General features: G+C 61.6%; 15 protein-coding genes. 6 read left to right on the top strand and 9 right to left on the bottom strand.

Annotated features, from left to right (window positions below):
- Positions 1-245: 245 nt before the first annotated feature.
- The 4 genes from P0D87_RS21425 to P0D87_RS21410 all read left to right on the top strand — a co-directional run bounded on the left by P0D87_RS21425 (position 246) and on the right by P0D87_RS21410 (position 5074).
- Positions 246-2189 carry a putative bifunctional diguanylate cyclase/phosphodiesterase gene (locus P0D87_RS21425; protein WP_053859847.1) on the top strand — a complete coding sequence of 648 codons (1944 nt, stop codon included), beginning with the start codon at positions 246-248 and terminating at the stop codon, positions 2187-2189.
- A gap of 59 nt (positions 2190-2248) precedes the next feature.
- The gene (locus P0D87_RS21420) at positions 2249-2677 is read left to right on the top strand and encodes a hypothetical protein (protein WP_053859848.1); all 429 of its coding nucleotides are present in this window, start codon (positions 2249-2251) and stop codon (positions 2675-2677) included.
- Between the two features lie 125 nt (positions 2678-2802).
- Positions 2803-4491, top strand: a complete 1689-nt coding sequence (locus P0D87_RS21415; RefSeq protein WP_171800049.1) for a purple acid phosphatase family protein — start codon at positions 2803-2805, stop codon at positions 4489-4491.
- A gap of 142 nt (positions 4492-4633) precedes the next feature.
- A complete protein-coding gene (locus P0D87_RS21410) occupies positions 4634-5074 on the top strand; it encodes a hypothetical protein (RefSeq protein WP_006047277.1) in 441 nt (146 codons plus the stop codon).
- Between the two features lie 93 nt (positions 5075-5167).
- On the opposite strand, the gene glnQ is transcribed toward P0D87_RS21410, so the two are convergent.
- The 6 genes from glnQ to P0D87_RS21380 form a co-directional block, all read right to left on the bottom strand.
- Entirely contained in the window at positions 5168-5896 is a 729-nt protein-coding gene (gene glnQ / locus P0D87_RS21405; protein ID WP_006047276.1) for a glutamine ABC transporter ATP-binding protein GlnQ, read from the bottom strand.
- Entirely contained in the window at positions 5893-6549 is a 657-nt protein-coding gene (glnP, locus tag P0D87_RS21400) for a glutamine ABC transporter permease GlnP (RefSeq protein ID WP_053859850.1), read from the bottom strand. Before glnP ends, glnQ begins: the two co-directional genes overlap by 4 nt.
- Positions 6550-6612: 63 nt before the next feature.
- Positions 6613-7365 (bottom strand): glutamine ABC transporter substrate-binding protein GlnH, encoded by a 753-nt coding sequence (glnH, locus tag P0D87_RS21395; RefSeq protein WP_053859851.1) that lies wholly within the window; start codon positions 7363-7365, stop codon positions 6613-6615.
- Between the two features lie 271 nt (positions 7366-7636).
- The gene (locus P0D87_RS21390) at positions 7637-8392 is read right to left on the bottom strand and encodes an enoyl-CoA hydratase (protein ID WP_053859852.1); all 756 of its coding nucleotides are present in this window, start codon (positions 8390-8392) and stop codon (positions 7637-7639) included.
- On the bottom strand, positions 8389-9555 hold the full coding sequence (locus P0D87_RS21385) for a CaiB/BaiF CoA transferase family protein (protein WP_053859853.1): 1167 nt from the start codon (positions 9553-9555) through the stop codon (positions 8389-8391). The genes P0D87_RS21390 and P0D87_RS21385 overlap by 4 nt, the downstream gene beginning before the upstream one ends.
- A gap of 146 nt (positions 9556-9701) precedes the next feature.
- The gene (locus P0D87_RS21380) at positions 9702-10589 is read right to left on the bottom strand and encodes a LysR family transcriptional regulator (RefSeq protein ID WP_053859854.1); all 888 of its coding nucleotides are present in this window, start codon (positions 10587-10589) and stop codon (positions 9702-9704) included.
- Positions 10590-10839: 250 nt separating this feature from the next.
- Here P0D87_RS21380 and P0D87_RS21375 point away from each other — a divergent pair, with 250 nt between their 5' ends.
- A complete protein-coding gene (locus P0D87_RS21375) occupies positions 10840-12153 on the top strand; it encodes an MFS transporter (RefSeq protein ID WP_053860793.1) in 1314 nt (437 codons plus the stop codon).
- Between the two features lie 163 nt (positions 12154-12316).
- Here the strand turns inward: P0D87_RS21375 and P0D87_RS21370 are convergent, their stop codons facing one another.
- A complete protein-coding gene (locus P0D87_RS21370; RefSeq protein WP_053859855.1) occupies positions 12317-13093 on the bottom strand; it encodes a hypothetical protein in 777 nt (258 codons plus the stop codon).
- Positions 13094-13445: 352 nt separating this feature from the next.
- On the opposite strand from P0D87_RS21370, the gene P0D87_RS21365 reads away from it, so the two are divergent.
- Complete coding sequence (locus P0D87_RS21365; protein ID WP_006047268.1) at positions 13446-13739, top strand: DUF1330 domain-containing protein; 294 nt, start codon at positions 13446-13448, stop codon at positions 13737-13739.
- A 115-nt stretch (positions 13740-13854) separates the two neighbouring features.
- Here the strand turns inward: P0D87_RS21365 and P0D87_RS21360 are convergent, their stop codons facing one another.
- Positions 13855-14706: a carbohydrate ABC transporter permease gene (locus tag P0D87_RS21360; protein WP_006047266.1), complete on the bottom strand. Its 852-nt coding sequence runs from the start codon at positions 14704-14706 to the stop codon at positions 13855-13857.
- Entirely contained in the window at positions 14703-15593 is an 891-nt protein-coding gene (locus P0D87_RS21355) for a carbohydrate ABC transporter permease (RefSeq protein WP_029967068.1), read from the bottom strand. The genes P0D87_RS21360 and P0D87_RS21355 overlap by 4 nt, the downstream gene beginning before the upstream one ends.
- Positions 15594-15640 lie beyond the last annotated feature (47 nt).

Genomic DNA, 15640 nt, shown 5'->3' with positions numbered 1-15640 from the left:
TTCCCTTTTGTTGGTTTGCGTTTAAATCGGGGTTAACCTTACGAAAGGCCGAAATAGAGAATCTCGTCGATACGGGTCTCCGTAAAGGGCCTACCAAGCCGTTTTCTGTCGGGCATATACCCAGCAAGTGGGAAAGCGGATTCGCGCCACTATTTGGCGGAATTAACCTTTTGCCGAACGTTTACGTGATAATCGGTACGCACGCTGCCGGTTTCGAACCACTAACCACTAAAAATGCGCGGGTCATGGCTTTTAGCGAACCAAGGTCTCCATTTTTCCGGTGGCTCGTGTCTTCGGCTCAGAATCTGAGCGCGGAGAACCGCCAGATACTTCTCGCCAATCTTTTCACACGCACCGCGTCCATCGTCTTCGCATCCATCTGCGAAATCAGCGTCTGCGCGACCGCTTACTATCTGCACCCGAGCTTGCTGTATGCGACGTGGACGGGCGCCGTTGTCGCGCTGCTGATCGTGCGGCTCGCGCTCATCTGGTCGTGCCGCCGCCGCAGCGCACTGGGTCTGCCCACACCTACCGCCGCCTTCCTGTTTGCAAGCGTTCTGTGGAGCGCGTTGTTCGGCCTGGGCGCTTTGCTGTGCAACATCAGCGGAGACGCAACGCTTTTCCTGCTTGGCAATGTTTGCGCGGTCGGCGTTGTCGGCGGACTCGCGGGACGCAATGCGGCCACGCCGCGGCTCGTGATGCTGCAGATCGTCTTCATCATCGGTTTGCTGGGCGTCGGCGCGGCGCTGTCGCCGGGCTCCGGAAAACTCGTGCTTCTGTTTCAGGCGCCGTTTTGCGCCGCCGGTTTTCTCACGGTTGCGCTGCGCAGTAATCGCGATACGGTTGCGCTGCTGCTCGCGCGCGAAAGCAGTCAGCGGCTCGCGCATCACGACAGCCTCACCGGCTTGCCGAATCGTGCGCGCATCAACGAACTGCTGTTCGAGCGCACGGCGGTCAGCGCGGCGCAGCGCGACGGATTGTTCGCTGTTCTATTGATCGACCTCGACGGCTTCAAGGCGATCAACGACAGTCTCGGCCACGCCGCGGGCGACCAGATTCTTCAGGAAGCCGCGGTTCGCCTGCGTGAAGTGATGCCGGCCACCGACATCGTCGGACGCCTCGCCGGCGACGAGTTCGTGGTGATCTCGGAAGCGCCAGAGCCGTCCCGCGAGGTGCGGCTCATCGCGGACAGCATCGTCAAGACGCTGGCGCGCCCCTTCGTACTGACGGAAGCGCTCGTGCACATCGGCGCGAGCGTGGGCGTGGCGCTGTACCCCGAGCACGCGTGCACGGGTCCGCAATTGCTGATTTGCGCCGACCGCGCGCTATACGCGGTCAAGCGCAGCGGCAAGAGCGCTTATCTGATTTTCGATGCACACGAACATGTCTCCGACGAAAGCCTGAGCCTGTTGCGCAGCGACCTGGAAGGCGCGTTGCGCACGTTCATCGGACTGCGCATGGAGTATCAGCCGATCCTGGACCTCGCAAGCGGCGAGGTGACGGGCCGCGAAGCGCTGATTCGCTGGACGCATCCGACGCGCGGCGAGCTCTCGCCGTCCGCTTTCATTCCGACAGCGGAACGTACCGGGCTGATACTCGCGCTCGGCGAGTGGGCTTTGCTGCAGTCGTGCAAGGAAGCGGTCATGTGGTGCGACAAGGTGCCGGTCGCGGTCAACGTGTCGCCGGTGCAATTGCGTGAGGAGGCATTTGCGTCGATCGTGGCGGGCGTGCTTCGCAAGACGCGGCTTCCGCCCGAGCGCCTGAACATCGAAGTGACGGAGACCGTGCTGCTGAACGACGACGTGGTGACCCGGCGCAACATCTCGCGGCTGCGTGCATTGGGCATCGGTCTTGCGCTCGACGATTTCGGCACTGGCTTCTCGACCATGTCGACACTCGTGCGCTTCACGTTCGACAAGCTTAAGATCGACAGTTCGTTCGTGAAGGAGTCCGTGCATCGGCGCGAATCCGCGGCAGTGGTGCGAGGGATCGTCGCATTGGCGCGCGAGATTGGCATGCCGACCACGGCCGAAGGCATCGAAACGCAGGAGCAGCTCGATTTCGTGCGGCGCTCCGGCTGCACGCATGCCCAAGGCTTCCTGCTTGGCAGACCGGTGCAAGGCTGTGAGATCGCGCGTATCGACGACAAGCTGCCCGTGCAGTCCGTGCGCTCCGTGAACCAGTCCTGAGCCACGGCCTGTATTGCAAACGCGAGGGTTCTTATCCAACAGCGAACGGCGAGGCAAATGTGGATTCGACCTTGAAATTCCAGCTACGGCTTACCGTATCGCCGGAACTTGCCGATGCGCTGCGCACCGACCGTTCGGGCGCGGCGCACGCGGAACTGCAGCGTATCTTGCGTCGGCATGATGCGACGCTGAAATGCCAGTACGACGCATTCGCGGACTACGTGAACGAGGCCGAGCGGCTCGGCACCGAGAAGTACTCGCTTTATCAGTGGACGCGCGAAACGATCCGGAATCCGGAGAAGAAAGCGAAGTACCTGCGATCGTTCACGGTCTATGTGAAGGGCGAGCAGATCTACGACAAGCAGATCGCCGATGCGATGGAGAACGAACTATTGAAGCTCGCCGGCGTAGACAGCCCAGGTGGCATTGAAAGCGTTTCGAAGTTCGACACCAATCCCGCGAATAGTCCGCAGCCGCCAAAGCGTTAGCCGCTTGCGCATCATTTGCCCGTCGCTTGCTCATTAGCGGTTAGCTCTTTTCATTCAACTGTCACCGTTTCGCGACTAGGATCACTGGTCAAAGCCGCCAGTCCTTCCTACCCACAAACACAGACATGTCGAATACAAAGAACGCTAATGCCTCGCCAGCCGATCAGGGCGCATCCATCGTTTCGCGTCGCGGGTTTCTGAAGTTCGCGGGCGCATCGGGTCTTGCCGGCGCGGCCAACGCGCTGTCGACGGCACGCGCCGCGAGCAGCACGCCGGACGGCACGCCCGAGCAGATCCATCTGACGTGGGGCAACGGTCCTTCGAGCGACGTCACCGTGTCGTGGGCGTCGCTCGCGGCCGCCGTGAAGCCGCATTTGCGCATTGGCCGCATCGGCGACGCGAAGCACATCGTGCATGGCGTGCAGACCACTTACACCGACGGCCTGAACGGCGAGGTCGTGTTCAACTATCACGCACGTCTGCGCGACCTCAAGCCCGACACGAGCTATGAATACGAGGTCACGGCCGAGAACGACAGCAATGCCGCGCAGCCTTTCACCGGCAGCTTCCGCACCGCGCCGCGCGGCCGCGCGCCCTTCCGCTTCACGAGCTATGGCGATCTCGCGACGCCGAACACCGGCTGGGTGCTGTCGTCGCCGCAAAGCCGCTTCGCGGTGCAGGCCGTCGAGCGCTTTCAGCCGCTGTTTCATCTGCTCAACGGCGACCTCTGCTATGCGAACCTGAACCCGACGCAACAGCCGCAAGTGTGGCGCGACTTCGGCAACAACTGCCAGAACTCGGCGGCGAATCGTCCGTGGATGCCGTGCCCCGGCAACCATGAAATCGAGTTCCATAACGGCGAGCAAGGCTTCGCGTCGTATCTCGCGCGTTATGCGCTGCCCGACAATCACACGCGTTTTCAGGGCCGCTGGTACAGCTTCCGCGTGAGTTCGGTGCTGTTCATTTCGCTCGATGCCGACGACGTCGTCTATCAGGACGCCGCCGCCTTCGTCGCCGGACCGGCCCCGCTCGTGCCGGCCGCAAGCACCGGCAATCCGCCGATCCAGCCAGGCACCTCGTTCTATGTGCGAGGCTACAGCGATGGCGAACAGACGCGCTGGCTCGAAAAGACACTGCGCCACGCGGCCGACGACCACGACATCGACTGGATCGTCGTGCAGATGCACCAGGACGCGCTGAGTTCGTCGAAGACAGGCAACGGTTCCGATAAGGGCATTCGCGAGGCATGGCTGCCGCTCTTCGACCGCTACGGCGTGGACCTCGTGCTGTGCGGCCACGATCACGACTACGAGCGCAGCTATCCCGTGCGCGGCTGCAATCATCACAAGGGCACCGACATCGCCACGGGCCATCCGGTCGATACCTTGCAGCCAAAGCCGGTGATGTCGGCGATCTCGGCGGGCGCGTCCACGTTCGATACGAGCCAGGGCACGATCCACCTGATTCTCGGCGGCGGCGGCACGAGCGCGCCGCTCGATGTCTATGGCGTCGATGCAGGCACGGGACTGCCGCAAGCGCGCATCTTCACGCGGCCGAATCGTCCGGTGCCGGGTACGACCGCGGGCACCTTCGTTCGTGCGAGCGCCGATGCCGTCGAAGATGCGATCTGGTCCGCGCAACGCGATACGGGCACGGGCTACGGCATCGCCGTGTTCGATCACGATCCGGGTCACGCGGGCGGCGAGACGACGATCACGATGAACTACTACCATGCGCCCGGCGCCGATCAGACGCCGACCGCCAACTACGAATTGTTCGAAACGATCGAGCTAAAAAAGAAGCGCAAGCGCTGAGGCCAGCGGACAGTAAAAAGGTAAAAATGACGGCGCTACATCATTTGTTACACGTCTTACCGGTAAGCCGTGCAGTGGTTACAGAGGGCTTTCATGTCACCGGTTATACTCGGCGCCGTCTCATAAAAACCAAAGACCTTTTATGTCCAGAAAAATCCTCCAGATTGTGGCTGTCGCGGCGCTTGCGAGCGCGGCGTCCTTGTCGGCTGTGGCCGGCGACATGAACAATGCGCTGGGCGGCGCGCTCGGTGGCGTTGCGGGTGCGGCACTGGGTGGCGCGGTCGGCGGCAGCACGGGTGCCGTGATCGGCGGCGCCGTGGGCGGCGGCGCGGGCGGCGCGGTGACGTCGAACCGCCGTGAGCGCACGGGTGCGATCGTCGGCGGCGCGCTGGGCGGCGGCGCGGGCACGGCAGCCGGCAATGCAATGGGCGGCCGTGGCGGCGGCCTCGTCGGCGCAGCCCTGGGTGGCGGCGCGGGCGCGGCGCTCGGCGGCAACATCTCGCGCTCGAACTCGTATTCCGACGACTACTCGCGTGGTTATCGTTCGGGCAAGAAGCGTCATAAGCATCGCCACTACGACTAAGCAGCACGCAGTAGCGTAGTGCGGTGAAGGCCGCGAAAAGCCTGGTGCGCCGCGCGAGCGGCGCTTGCTTCGGCGAATCGAGGCCGGGCTTTTTCAGCCGACGTGCTTCAAAAAGTCCTTCAAGCGCGGCGTGGGCGGGTTGTCGATCAGCTCGCCCGGCGCGCCATCTTCCGCGATGCCGCCGTTGTCCATGAACAACAGGCGCGTACCGACACGCTTGGCGAAGCCGATCTCGTGCGTGACGACAATCATCGTCATGCCCTCCGTCGCGAGATCCTGCATGACCTTCAGCACTTCATGACGAAGCTCGGGATCGAGTGCCGAAGTCGGCTCGTCGAACAGCATTAGCTTCGGCCTGATCGCCAGCGCGCGCGCAATTGCGACGCGCTGCTGCTGTCCGCCGGACAACTCGGACGGATAGTGATTCGCGCGCGATTCGAGCCCGACCTTGTCGAGCAGCGCCATTGCCTGATCGCGCGCTTCGGCTCGCGATGCGCCGCGTACCTGAATCGGGCCGAACATCACGTTTTCGAGCGCGGTCATCTGCGGGAACAGGTTGAACTGCTGAAACACCATGCCCGCTTCCAGGCGGATCGCGCGGATGTCAGACGCATTGCCTTTCACGCTCAGGCCGTCCACGAGCAGTTCGCCGCCGCTGATTTTTTCGAGTGCGTTAATGCAGCGGAGCATGGTCGACTTGCCCGAGCCCGACGGCCCGACGACCACCACGACTTCCGAACTCTCGATGCGAAGATCGATGTTGTTGAGCACCGGCAGATGGCCGAAGCTCTTTGAGACGCGCTGAAATTCGATCATGCTCATAGAATTCGCATCCTTCTTTCGACGACGCGCAGCGACAGCGTCATGACACCGGTCAGGACCAGATAAATGACCGCGACGGCGGACCAGATTTCCACCGCGCGAAAGTTGCCGGCGATGATCTCCTGACCCTTGCGCGTCAGTTCCCCGACGCCGATCACGATAAACAGCGACGTGTCCTTCAAACTGACGATGCACTGATTGCCCAATGGCGGAATCAGGCGTCGAAATGCGAGTGGCCCGACGATCTTCATCAGCACGCGCGGCGTCGAGAGTCCCATCGCGAGGCCCGCTTCCATCAAGCCCTTCGGGATCGACAGCAACGCTCCGCGCACCACCTCGGCAAGATAGGCGCCCGAATTCACCGTAATGGCGATGATGGCGGCGGTCAGCCCGTCGATTCGCAAATGCGCAAGCAACGGCAACGCGAAGTAGAGAAACATCACCTGAACCACAATCGGTGTGCCGCGTATCAGTTCGACGTAAACCTGCGCAATCACGTTTAGCGCAAGCGGGCCGTAGGCGCGGCATGTGCCCGCCACGACACCGACGATAAAGCCGCCGATCAAGCCCACGAAGGCGATGAATACTGTCAGCTCCACGCCGTCTATCAGATCTGGAAGCGCACTCCAGATAACTGTCCAATCGAATTCCACGAACCGCTCCTTAGGTGTGCGTCTGCCGCGCGGCGGGAACTGCCGCACGGGACGTCGCAACGATTACGATTTGGGCGGCTCGGAGCCGAACCACTTCTTGTGGAGCGTCGCATAGCGGCCGTCGGCCTTCATCTTCGCGAGTTCCGCGTTGACGCTCGCGACGAGCGGACTGCCCTTCGGAAAGCCGATGCCGTACTTGTCGCCGCTCACCGGCGTGCCGGCGACCTTGACCTTGCCTTTACCGGCCGTGCTCGCGAAATACAGCACGTTGGGCGTGTCGTGCATCGCGGCGTCGACGCGGCCCGCTTCGAGCGCGAGGTACGCCTGGTCGATGTTCGGGAACTGGCGGATTTCCTTCGGCTTCAGATGCGCCTTGATCCAGTCGATAGTGGCCGTGCCTGTTTTCGCCGCGATCACCTTGCCGTTCAGATCGTCGATGGACCGGATGCTCGTGTTGCCGCTTTGGACCATCGCGGCGAGGCCGCTGTCGTAGTACGGGTCGGAGAAGTCGATGGCTTTCCTGCGCTCCTCCTTGATCGTCATGCCCGACAGCGCGACGTCGATATTTTGCGTCTGCAACGCGGGAATCAGGCCGCTGAAATCCATCGGCTGGACCTTGTATTTCCAGCCCAGGTCTTTCGCGATTTCGGCCCACAGGTCCAGGTCGAAGCCGACGTACTTGTCGCCCTGCTTGAATTCGAAGGGCATGAACGACGTGTCCGTGCCGACCACGAGTTCTTTGGTGTCCGCGCGGGCGAGCGCGCTGCCGAATAGCGCGGCCGCAACGACGGACATGAGGAAGACGCGACGTACCATGATTTTCTCCGCATTGATTGACGATGAACACGCGTTGTTTCTACAACATGCGGTGTTCCGTCTGCATAAGCGACAACATATGTTGTCAATGCGGATACTACGACATTAAAAAGTTTGGCAACAGGAATTTTTGTCGATGAAAACCCTGGCGTGACGCCACGTGCCCGCCGCGGTGGACGCTCGTGCGAAACAAAGGCATAAAAAAAGCGCCGCTGTTGCGGCGCCTCGAGCGAGTCTCTTATGCGAAGGTATCGCGACTGCGGCTACGCCGTCATGACTTCGACGTGAACGCCGCGACCGCTTCCCTGAAACGGCTGCTGCCGTACACGCTTTCGATCAGATCCTCGTCGTCGAGCCGCTGATCGATCACGATGCGGCGCAGGCTCTCTTTCACCGCGTGCTGCGTGACGGGCGAAAGCGCAATCAAACGTTGCGCGAGCGAGTGCGCCGCTTCCTGCAATGCGTCTCGCCCGCAGACCTCCTGCACGTATCCGCACGCGAGCGCTTCTTCGGCGCTCAGATAGTCGGCGAGCATCAGCATCTTCTTCACGCGCGGTGTGCCGAAGGCTGCCTGAAGCCGCGCGATATTGCGCGACGACAGCGTGTTCGACAGCGTCTTCGCAATCGGCGCGCCGAAGCGCGAAGCGTCGGTGCAGACGCGAAAATCGCAGGCCGTCGCGAGCGCGAGACCGCCGCCCACCGCCCAGCCGTCTATCACCGCAATGGTCGGCATGGTAATTCGCTCGATAGTGTCGATCACGCGCTCGACGAACGCTTCGTATGCGAGCCCATCGCGGCCGTCGCGGAAGTCCTTGAAATAGCCGATGTCCGTGCCGGAAATGAACGACTTGCCGCCGGCGCCGCGCAGCAGAATGCAGCGCACGTCGTCGTTCGCTTCGCATTGCGCCACGAGTGCAAGCAGCGACTCGTACATGTCGAGCGTCATCGCGTTGTGCCGCTCGGGTCTGTCTATGAGGATTTCCGCCGCGCCCGAAGCGTGAACGGTCAGACGAACCGGTTCGCTCATGACGCGGCTCCGTTGATTTCGGCGAAGATCTCGTCGTTGTGCTCGCCGAGCAGCGGCGGATGGCGGCGCACGGTCGGCGGCGTGCCGAGCAGTTTGACCGGAAAGCCGATGTTCTTGACCTTGCCCTCGTTCGGGTGGTCGATCTCCATGCACATGTTGCGATGCTGCGCGTGCTCGCTTGCAAATGCTTCGGGATACGAAAGAATTGGTCCTGCGGGGATGCCGGCCGCGAGCAGCAGATCGACCCATTCGCTGCTGTCGCGCTTGCCGAACTCCTGTTCCAGCACTTCGATCATCGCCTCGCGATTTTTCAGTCGCAGCGACACGCTCGCGTAATCCGCGTGATTGATCAGATCGCGCCGATCCAGCGTTTCGCACAGCCGGGTCCATAGCTTCTGGTTGGTTGCGCCCATCACGAAGTAACCGTCGCGCGCCTTCACGGCCTGATAGGGTGCGCTCATCTTGTTGCTCGTGCCGAGCGGTGTCGGCGGCACGCCGGTGCCCCAATAGTCGGACATGTCCCAGATCGAGAAGGCCATGATCGAATCGAACAGCGACGCGTCGATATGCTGGCCTTCACCGCTTCGCTGCGCGCCGATATACGCCGACAGCAGACCGAACACCGCGAACATCGCACAGCCGATATCCGCGACCGGAACGCCGGCTTTCACGGGCTTGCCGCCTTTGTAGCCCGTCACACTCATCACGCCCGACATGGCCTGCGCCATCAGATCGAAGCCAGGCCGCGACGCCCACGGTCCGCTTTGCCCGAAGCCGGAAATGCTCACGTAGACGATCTTCGGATTGATCGCCTTGATCGACTCGTAATCGATCCGCAAACGCTGCACGACGCCCGGCCGATAGTTCTCGACGATGACGTCCGCGGTTTTCGCGAGCTTGTAGAACATCTCGCGCCCTTCGTCGCTTTTCAGATCGAGCGTGACGGAGCGCTTATTGCGGTTGAGGTTGAGAAAACCCATGCTGTCGGGGCCTTTCATCTTGAAGCCCATCGAACTGCGCGTCTGGTCGCCCTCGGGCGGCTCGACCTTGATGACGTCCGCGCCGAGGTCGGCCAGCATCATGCAGGCGAACGGCCCCGCCATGACCTGGCTCACGTCGAGCACGCGTATGCCTTGCAGCGGTAGATGCGTTGATTGCGTCATGTCGGGCTTCCTCCTCGGTCGGTGAGTCATGTTGTGACTCCACTGTCGCCGGGCAGAAGCGTTGCCGCAAGAATCGCTACGTCATGGCTGGTTTCGCGGATCGCGAAACCGTCGCGCGCGTGTGCTCCAGCTAGACCGCTAGACTGCTAGGCACCCGCCAGCAACTCCGCGACGACGTTGCGCAGCGTTTGCTCCTGCGCGTGCCCTTCGACGCAGGACAGCACGTAACTGCGCCGCGACCAGTCTCCGTCGAGTTCGACCGATGCGAGCGATGCCTCGGGATGAAAGCTCTGCAACACATCGGGCGGCATGAAGCCGACGCCTAAGCCGTGACGCACCATCGCGAGCATGGTGTCGAAACCGTTGACGGTCAGGTTGTCTGGGAACAGCCGGCCGCGGCTGCGATACGCGCGCTCCACGGCGGACAGTACGGCCGAGCCCTTGCCGAGGCTCACAATGGGAAGATCGAGAATATCGTCGATGCCCACTGGTCCATTGCCGAATTCAAAATGCGCGCGGCTATAAACCAGCACGAGGCGGTCTTCTCGATACGCGCATTTGTCCAGATCGAGAAAGCCGCTTTTCTTCTCGTAGATGCCGACGTCGATCACTTTGTCGCGTAGCAGTTGCTGCACGATCTTGCTGTTTTCCTCGACGATTTTCAGCGCGATGCGCGGATATTTGCGCTGAATCCCGGCGATTTCACGCGCCAGAAACTGAATGACGACCGCCTTCGGCGCACCGATGATGATGCGCCCTTCGAGCCCATGATTGAGGGCCTGTGCATCGCCTTCCATGCGGTCAATCAGGTTGTCGATCTGCCGAACGTACTCGATCAGCTTCGCCCCGGACTCGGTGATTTGCGCGCCATGCGGCACGCGTTGGAAGAGCTTCGCGCCGAGTTGCTCTTCGAGATCCGACACGCGCCGCGATGCCGCCGCGACTGCCAGGTTCAGCTTGTCCGCGGCGCGCGAGATGCTGCCTTCTTCCGCAATGGCAAGGATCAGCCGGACAGTTGTCGTGTCGAATTTCACTTGGTCTCCAATGGGTATTCAACGATGAATCGGTGCATGCGCCGCCCGCTAGTTTAGTGCGCCGCGAACCGCGGCAATAACGAAAACGCTATCACGGCATGCGGTTTCGACATTGGAGCTCTCGCGCCTGCATCCGTACACTTGTCCTTCAGCACCTGCATACAAGTGCCGCGCTCTGCGGCACGATGCATATCGACAACGACGAATGGCCTTTATCAACGTTGATGGCCATCTGGACGGAGACACGATTTTGGACAAGCCCACTGGTTCGCTCACGGCCGCCGCAGTGCGGCCCACTCGCCTCAATTTCCGCTGGCATGTGCTTATCTGGCTGCTGATCGGCGGGATCATCAACTACATGGACCGTGCGAGTCTTTCGATCGCAGCGCCGGGCATGATTGCCGAGCTGGGATTGACTCGCACGCAAATCGGCCTGCTCGGCAGTGTGTTTGCGTGGACCTATGCGGTCATGCAATTGCCGGCCGGCTGGGTGATCGACCGCTTCGGCGCAAAGCGCGCTTACGCACTCGCGATGATCTGGTGGAGCGTCGCGACATGGCTCACTGGCGTGGTCGGTTCCATTTCGGGGCTACTGCTGATGCGCGCGTTGCTCGCGGTCGGCGAGGCGCCGTGCTGGCCGACATCCGCGAAAATTACCGCTGCATGGTTTCCCGCGAAGGAGCGCGGATTCGCGACGGGCGTGTGGGACTCGTCTTCGAAATGGGGACCGGCCATTGCACCGGCTCTACTCGTCGCGTTGATGGTCGCATTCGGCTGGCGCTCGCTCTTTCATGTGACAGGCGCGGTTGGTGTTGCCTTCGCGTTGCTGTTCCTGATGCTGTATCGCAACCCCGTGGACAGCAAGCGTCTTTCGAAAGATGAACGGGAGTACATCGAGGCGGGCGGCGGCGGGCACGAACGCTCACTCGCCAATTCATCGCTGCGGTGGCGTTCGCTATTCGCGCGACGCAGCGTGTGGGGCATGATTCTCGGCTACTTCTGCACGATCTGGCTGTGGAATATTTTCCTCGTGTTCTTGCCGCTCTATCTACTCGACCGCTTTCATATTTCGTTCGCACAGCTTGGCGTGTATGCGGGTATTCCGTGGGCAGGCGGCGCGCTGGGCGAGATTGCCATCGGCTATCTGGCGAAGAAGATGGTCGACCGCGAGATCGCTTCGCCGATTGCCGCAAAGCGTCTGTTGATTGCATGCTGTGCGGTGGGCGCCGCTGTATGCGCGATTGCGTTGCCGTTTAGCCATACGTTGAACGTGACGCTTGCACTCTTCACCGTCGGGCTGGCGTTCATTGCGGCCGTGGTGGGTTCCGCGTGGGCGCTCGCGGCGGACATCGCGCCTTCGTCGATGATCGCCTCCGTCAGCGCGATCCAGAACTTCGGCGGTTATTTCGGCGGTGCGTTTTCGCCGGTCGTCGCGGGATTTATTGTCGACCGCACCGGCTCGTATGCGCTGGCGTTTATTTCAGGCGGCGCGATTGCGGGGTGCGCGGCGCTCTTCTACTGGTTCATGGCTCGCGAACCGATTGTCGATGATGCGGCTGCGTGAGCGGTAGTGCGGCGATAACCACTGGCATGTGGGCAGTTCGCCGTTGCGGGGATTACGGAGTCGTGAAGGCGCTCGATGCGTGTGGGCGCGAGTGGATGGAATCGGGAGAACGCATATCTGCCGAATTCCATCCAGACGCGCGAGCGTACAACGCGCTCCGCGTCTACTGCGTGCCCGGCTGCTTTTGCGCGCCGGACGCGGGCGCCACTCGTGCCGACTCCTTGACCAGTTGATCGGTCATCGCGTCCGCGACCGGGTTCGAACTGCGGCGATTGAGTTCGACCGGAGCGGTCGGCGGCGGCGGGGGCAATGACGGATCGAGTTTCGCCGACTCGCGCACGAGCAGTTCCGTCATCAACGCACCAACGTCGCTTGAACCGCGGCGGCGCAGGTCATCATGACCACGCGAATCTTCGGCAGCGCGCTGCGCGGTCTTCGATCTGGTGTTGTTTGCGTGTTGCGGTTGTTGCGGCTGTGGTGGTTGCATCTGCTGCTGCGCTTGCACCGGTTGCTGCTGTATCGGCTGCGTCGGTTGCTGAACCTGTGGGAGCTGCGCCTGCGTTTGCATGTCCGCCGCGGGCACGTTCGCGACGCTGGTGTTCGGAACGCCCTGCAACGCCGGTGCCGCCGGCAGCGCAGGCTGCGGCGCAACGGTCGGGGTCGGAGCCGGCGACGGCCGCACGTCAATGCGGCTCACCTTCGTGCCGCCAGGCGCGTTGCTGTTAGCCTTCGCCGATGTCTCCGGCGACGCCGGGCGAGCAATGCTGCCCGCAATCACGTGGGTCTCGGCAGGTCGCGAATCGGTGATCTCGGGCGCGGTCAGCGCGGCCTCGGGCGCGGCAGCCGACTTCTTTTCCTCGCGCGGATAGAGCAAATAGGCGCAGATCACCAGGTCAGCCAGCACAAGGCCGATGATCAACGTCTTTCCGGTATTGGTCATATCTAAAACTGAATCTTCATCGAAAGGCACAGGTTCATGATAAACGACGACTCGTTGCCTTACCGCGAACAGCGGTCGCTGCGTTTCAAACACGAGCGGCCAGCCATCGACACGTCGCGTGGATCGCAGGAAAGAGTTTCCATACAAGTTGGCCGTTTGTCATGCGCCGTGGTTCAACTTTTTGGGCCATCTTTTTCGGACATGTGGCGCGATTCGCAGGGCAAACATTCGGATCGGCCCGCCGCGCCGATAGTCCTTTACGCAATAGGGCCATGACTGGCCGCCGCGTATTCTCCGGGGCGTTCTCTGTTACGCTCCTGCATTCATGACCGTCACTAACGAGGAGCGTCAAATGAGCAAGGGGTATTGGGTCACCACGTATCGCAAGATCAACGATCCGTCGAAGCTGGCCGCCTACGGTCAGTTGGCCGGCCCGGCAGTAGCGGCTGCGGGCGGCAAGTTCCTCGTGCGCGGCGTCGCGGACGAAGTTCATGAGCAGGGCTTGAAGGAGCGGACGGTGGTGATCGAGTTTCCGTCGTATGAAGATGCAGTCGCAGCGTATTCACGCGACGACTACAAGAAAGCGCTCGACGCTTTGGGCGACGCAGTAGAACGCGATCTGCGCATTGTGCGCGGCGCGGAATAAGCACAAGGAATAACGGCAAGCGGGCTCAGCGAAACACGCGCTGACCGCCATGGCCACCAGCATCACCATGACCGCGCCGAAGATTGCAAACCTCGGCGCGGTGGGCAAAAACGTACTACTTCACCGCCCCCAAAGCCAGGCCCTTCACCAGATACCGCTGCAACCACGCAAACACGACCGAAACCGGTAGCGTTGCGCACAGCGTCGCGGCCATCACGAGATGCCACTGGACCACATACTTGCCGGCGACCATGTCGGTGACCTGCACGGTGAGCGTTTTGTTTTCCGGCGAGCGGATTAGCGTATACACAACGGCGAATTCGTTCCACGCGTTGATGAACGTGAAGATCGCGGTGACGACAATCGCCGGCACGGCAAGCGGCAGAAACACTTTGAAAACGGCACGCGTTCGTCCACATCCTTCCAGCCACGCCGCTTCCTCGAGATCGCGCGGCACCGTTTGGAAATACGAAGAGAGCATCCATACGGCGAACGCGATATTAAATGCCGCATACGAGACGATCACGCCGATTTTCGAATCGACAAGATTGCCGTCGCCATAAGGGATCATGGCGGCAAGCCGGAACAGCCCGACGACCAGCAGGATAGGCGACAGCATCTGCGTGACGAGCAGGAACTGGCGATACGGTCCGCGTCCACGGAACGGGAAGCGCGCCAAGGCGTAAGCGGCGGGCAAGCTCACCGCGAGTGCCAGCAATGTCGACAGCAAGCTGATAACCGCACTATTGCGCAGCGCCACGCCGAAATTGGCCGCTTGCCACATATCGGCGAAGTTGCTCCACTGCCAATGCACGGGCAACCAGCGCGCGGGGTAAACGAAAATCTCCGAAGCCGGTTTGAGTGCGGTGAAGAGCATCACCGCAAACGGGAACAGCACCACGATCACCAGCGGCGACAACGCGAGCCAGCACCACAGCGAGCGTTTCGTTTTCGTGCTGAGCGTCATGACGGTTCTCCTTCTTTCGCCGGCTGCATGCGCAAATACGCCATCGAGAAAACGAACAGCATGACGAGCATGATCAGCGACACGGCCGCAGCCTCGCCCGGTCGTCCGAGCCTGAAGCCGAGTTCGTACAGATACGTGACGAGAATATGCGTGCTGTTATCCGGGCCGCCTTGCGTCATGACCCAGATGATCGGGAACGAGTTGAACACGTAGATCACGTTCAACAGAATGGTCATGTTGATGAACGGCCGCATCAACGGCAGCGTGAGCTTGCGAAACTGCTGCCACGCGCTCGCACCGTCGATGCGCGCCGCTTCGTAAATGTCGCCGGGCACAGAGGACAATCCGCCGAGCAGAATCGTCACCGTGAATGGAATCGACACGAGAATGCCCACCGCGATTTCCACGGGAAACGCGAGTTCCGGAGTCGCGAGCCAATGAATCGGGCCGCCGATCAAGCCGAGGCGTTGCAGCGTGACATTGACCATGCCGTAGTCGTCGTTAAACGCCCAGCGCCAGACAACCGCGGTCATGGTGAGGGAAACCGACCACGGCAGCATGACGATGGTTCGCGCGACGCCGCGCCCATAGAAGTCCTGATTCAGCACCAGGGCAACAGGCACCGAAATGGCGACTGTGCCGCCGACCACGAACACGGTCCACACGATCGTACGGCGCGCGGCCGCGAGAAACGTCGGGTCGCTGAAGATCGAATAGAAGTTCTGCAAGCCCGTGAAGTCGCGAATCGCCCCGAAACGCGATACCTCATGCAGCGATTGCCACACGATATTAAAAATCGGATAGCTGATGATAAAAAGCGCCAGCACCAGGCTCGGTGCAATCAGTAACCACGGCGCTTGCAGACGCGAAGAGGCGGAACGGCTCATACATGCTCGATCGTGAGACGCGCCCGCATGAAGCATGCGGGCGCGTC

The organism is Paraburkholderia sp. RL17-368-BIF-A, from assembly GCF_046054045.1.
Lineage (GTDB): Bacteria > Pseudomonadota > Gammaproteobacteria > Burkholderiales > Burkholderiaceae > Paraburkholderia > Paraburkholderia graminis.
Note: the sequence above shows the minus strand (reverse complement) of the source record. Positions and strands in the feature narration are given on the sequence as shown.

What these genes read in the sequence shown, in the direction of transcription:
- P0D87_RS21370 (WP_053859855.1), bottom strand. Translation starts at nt 13,093, where the DNA reads ATGACCAATACCGGAAAGACGTTGATCATCGGCCTTGTGCTGGCTGAC.
- P0D87_RS21385 (WP_053859853.1), bottom strand. Translation starts at nt 9,555, where the DNA reads ATGACGCAATCAACGCATCTACCGCTGCAAGGCATACGCGTGCTCGAC.
- P0D87_RS21365 (WP_006047268.1), top strand. Translation starts at nt 13,446, where the DNA reads ATGAGCAAGGGGTATTGGGTCACCACGTATCGCAAGATCAACGATCCG.
- P0D87_RS21360 (WP_006047266.1), bottom strand. Translation starts at nt 14,706, where the DNA reads ATGACGCTCAGCACGAAAACGAAACGCTCGCTGTGGTGCTGGCTCGCG.
- P0D87_RS21390 (WP_053859852.1), bottom strand. Translation starts at nt 8,392, where the DNA reads ATGAGCGAACCGGTTCGTCTGACCGTTCACGCTTCGGGCGCGGCGGAA.
- P0D87_RS21425 (WP_053859847.1), top strand. Translation starts at nt 246, where the DNA reads ATGGCTTTTAGCGAACCAAGGTCTCCATTTTTCCGGTGGCTCGTGTCT.
- P0D87_RS21355 (WP_029967068.1), bottom strand. Translation starts at nt 15,593, where the DNA reads ATGAGCCGTTCCGCCTCTTCGCGTCTGCAAGCGCCGTGGTTACTGATT.
- P0D87_RS21415 (WP_171800049.1), top strand. Translation starts at nt 2,803, where the DNA reads ATGTCGAATACAAAGAACGCTAATGCCTCGCCAGCCGATCAGGGCGCA.
- P0D87_RS21410 (WP_006047277.1), top strand. Translation starts at nt 4,634, where the DNA reads ATGTCCAGAAAAATCCTCCAGATTGTGGCTGTCGCGGCGCTTGCGAGC.
- glnQ (WP_006047276.1), bottom strand. Translation starts at nt 5,896, where the DNA reads ATGAGCATGATCGAATTTCAGCGCGTCTCAAAGAGCTTCGGCCATCTG.
- glnH (WP_053859851.1), bottom strand. Translation starts at nt 7,365, where the DNA reads ATGGTACGTCGCGTCTTCCTCATGTCCGTCGTTGCGGCCGCGCTATTC.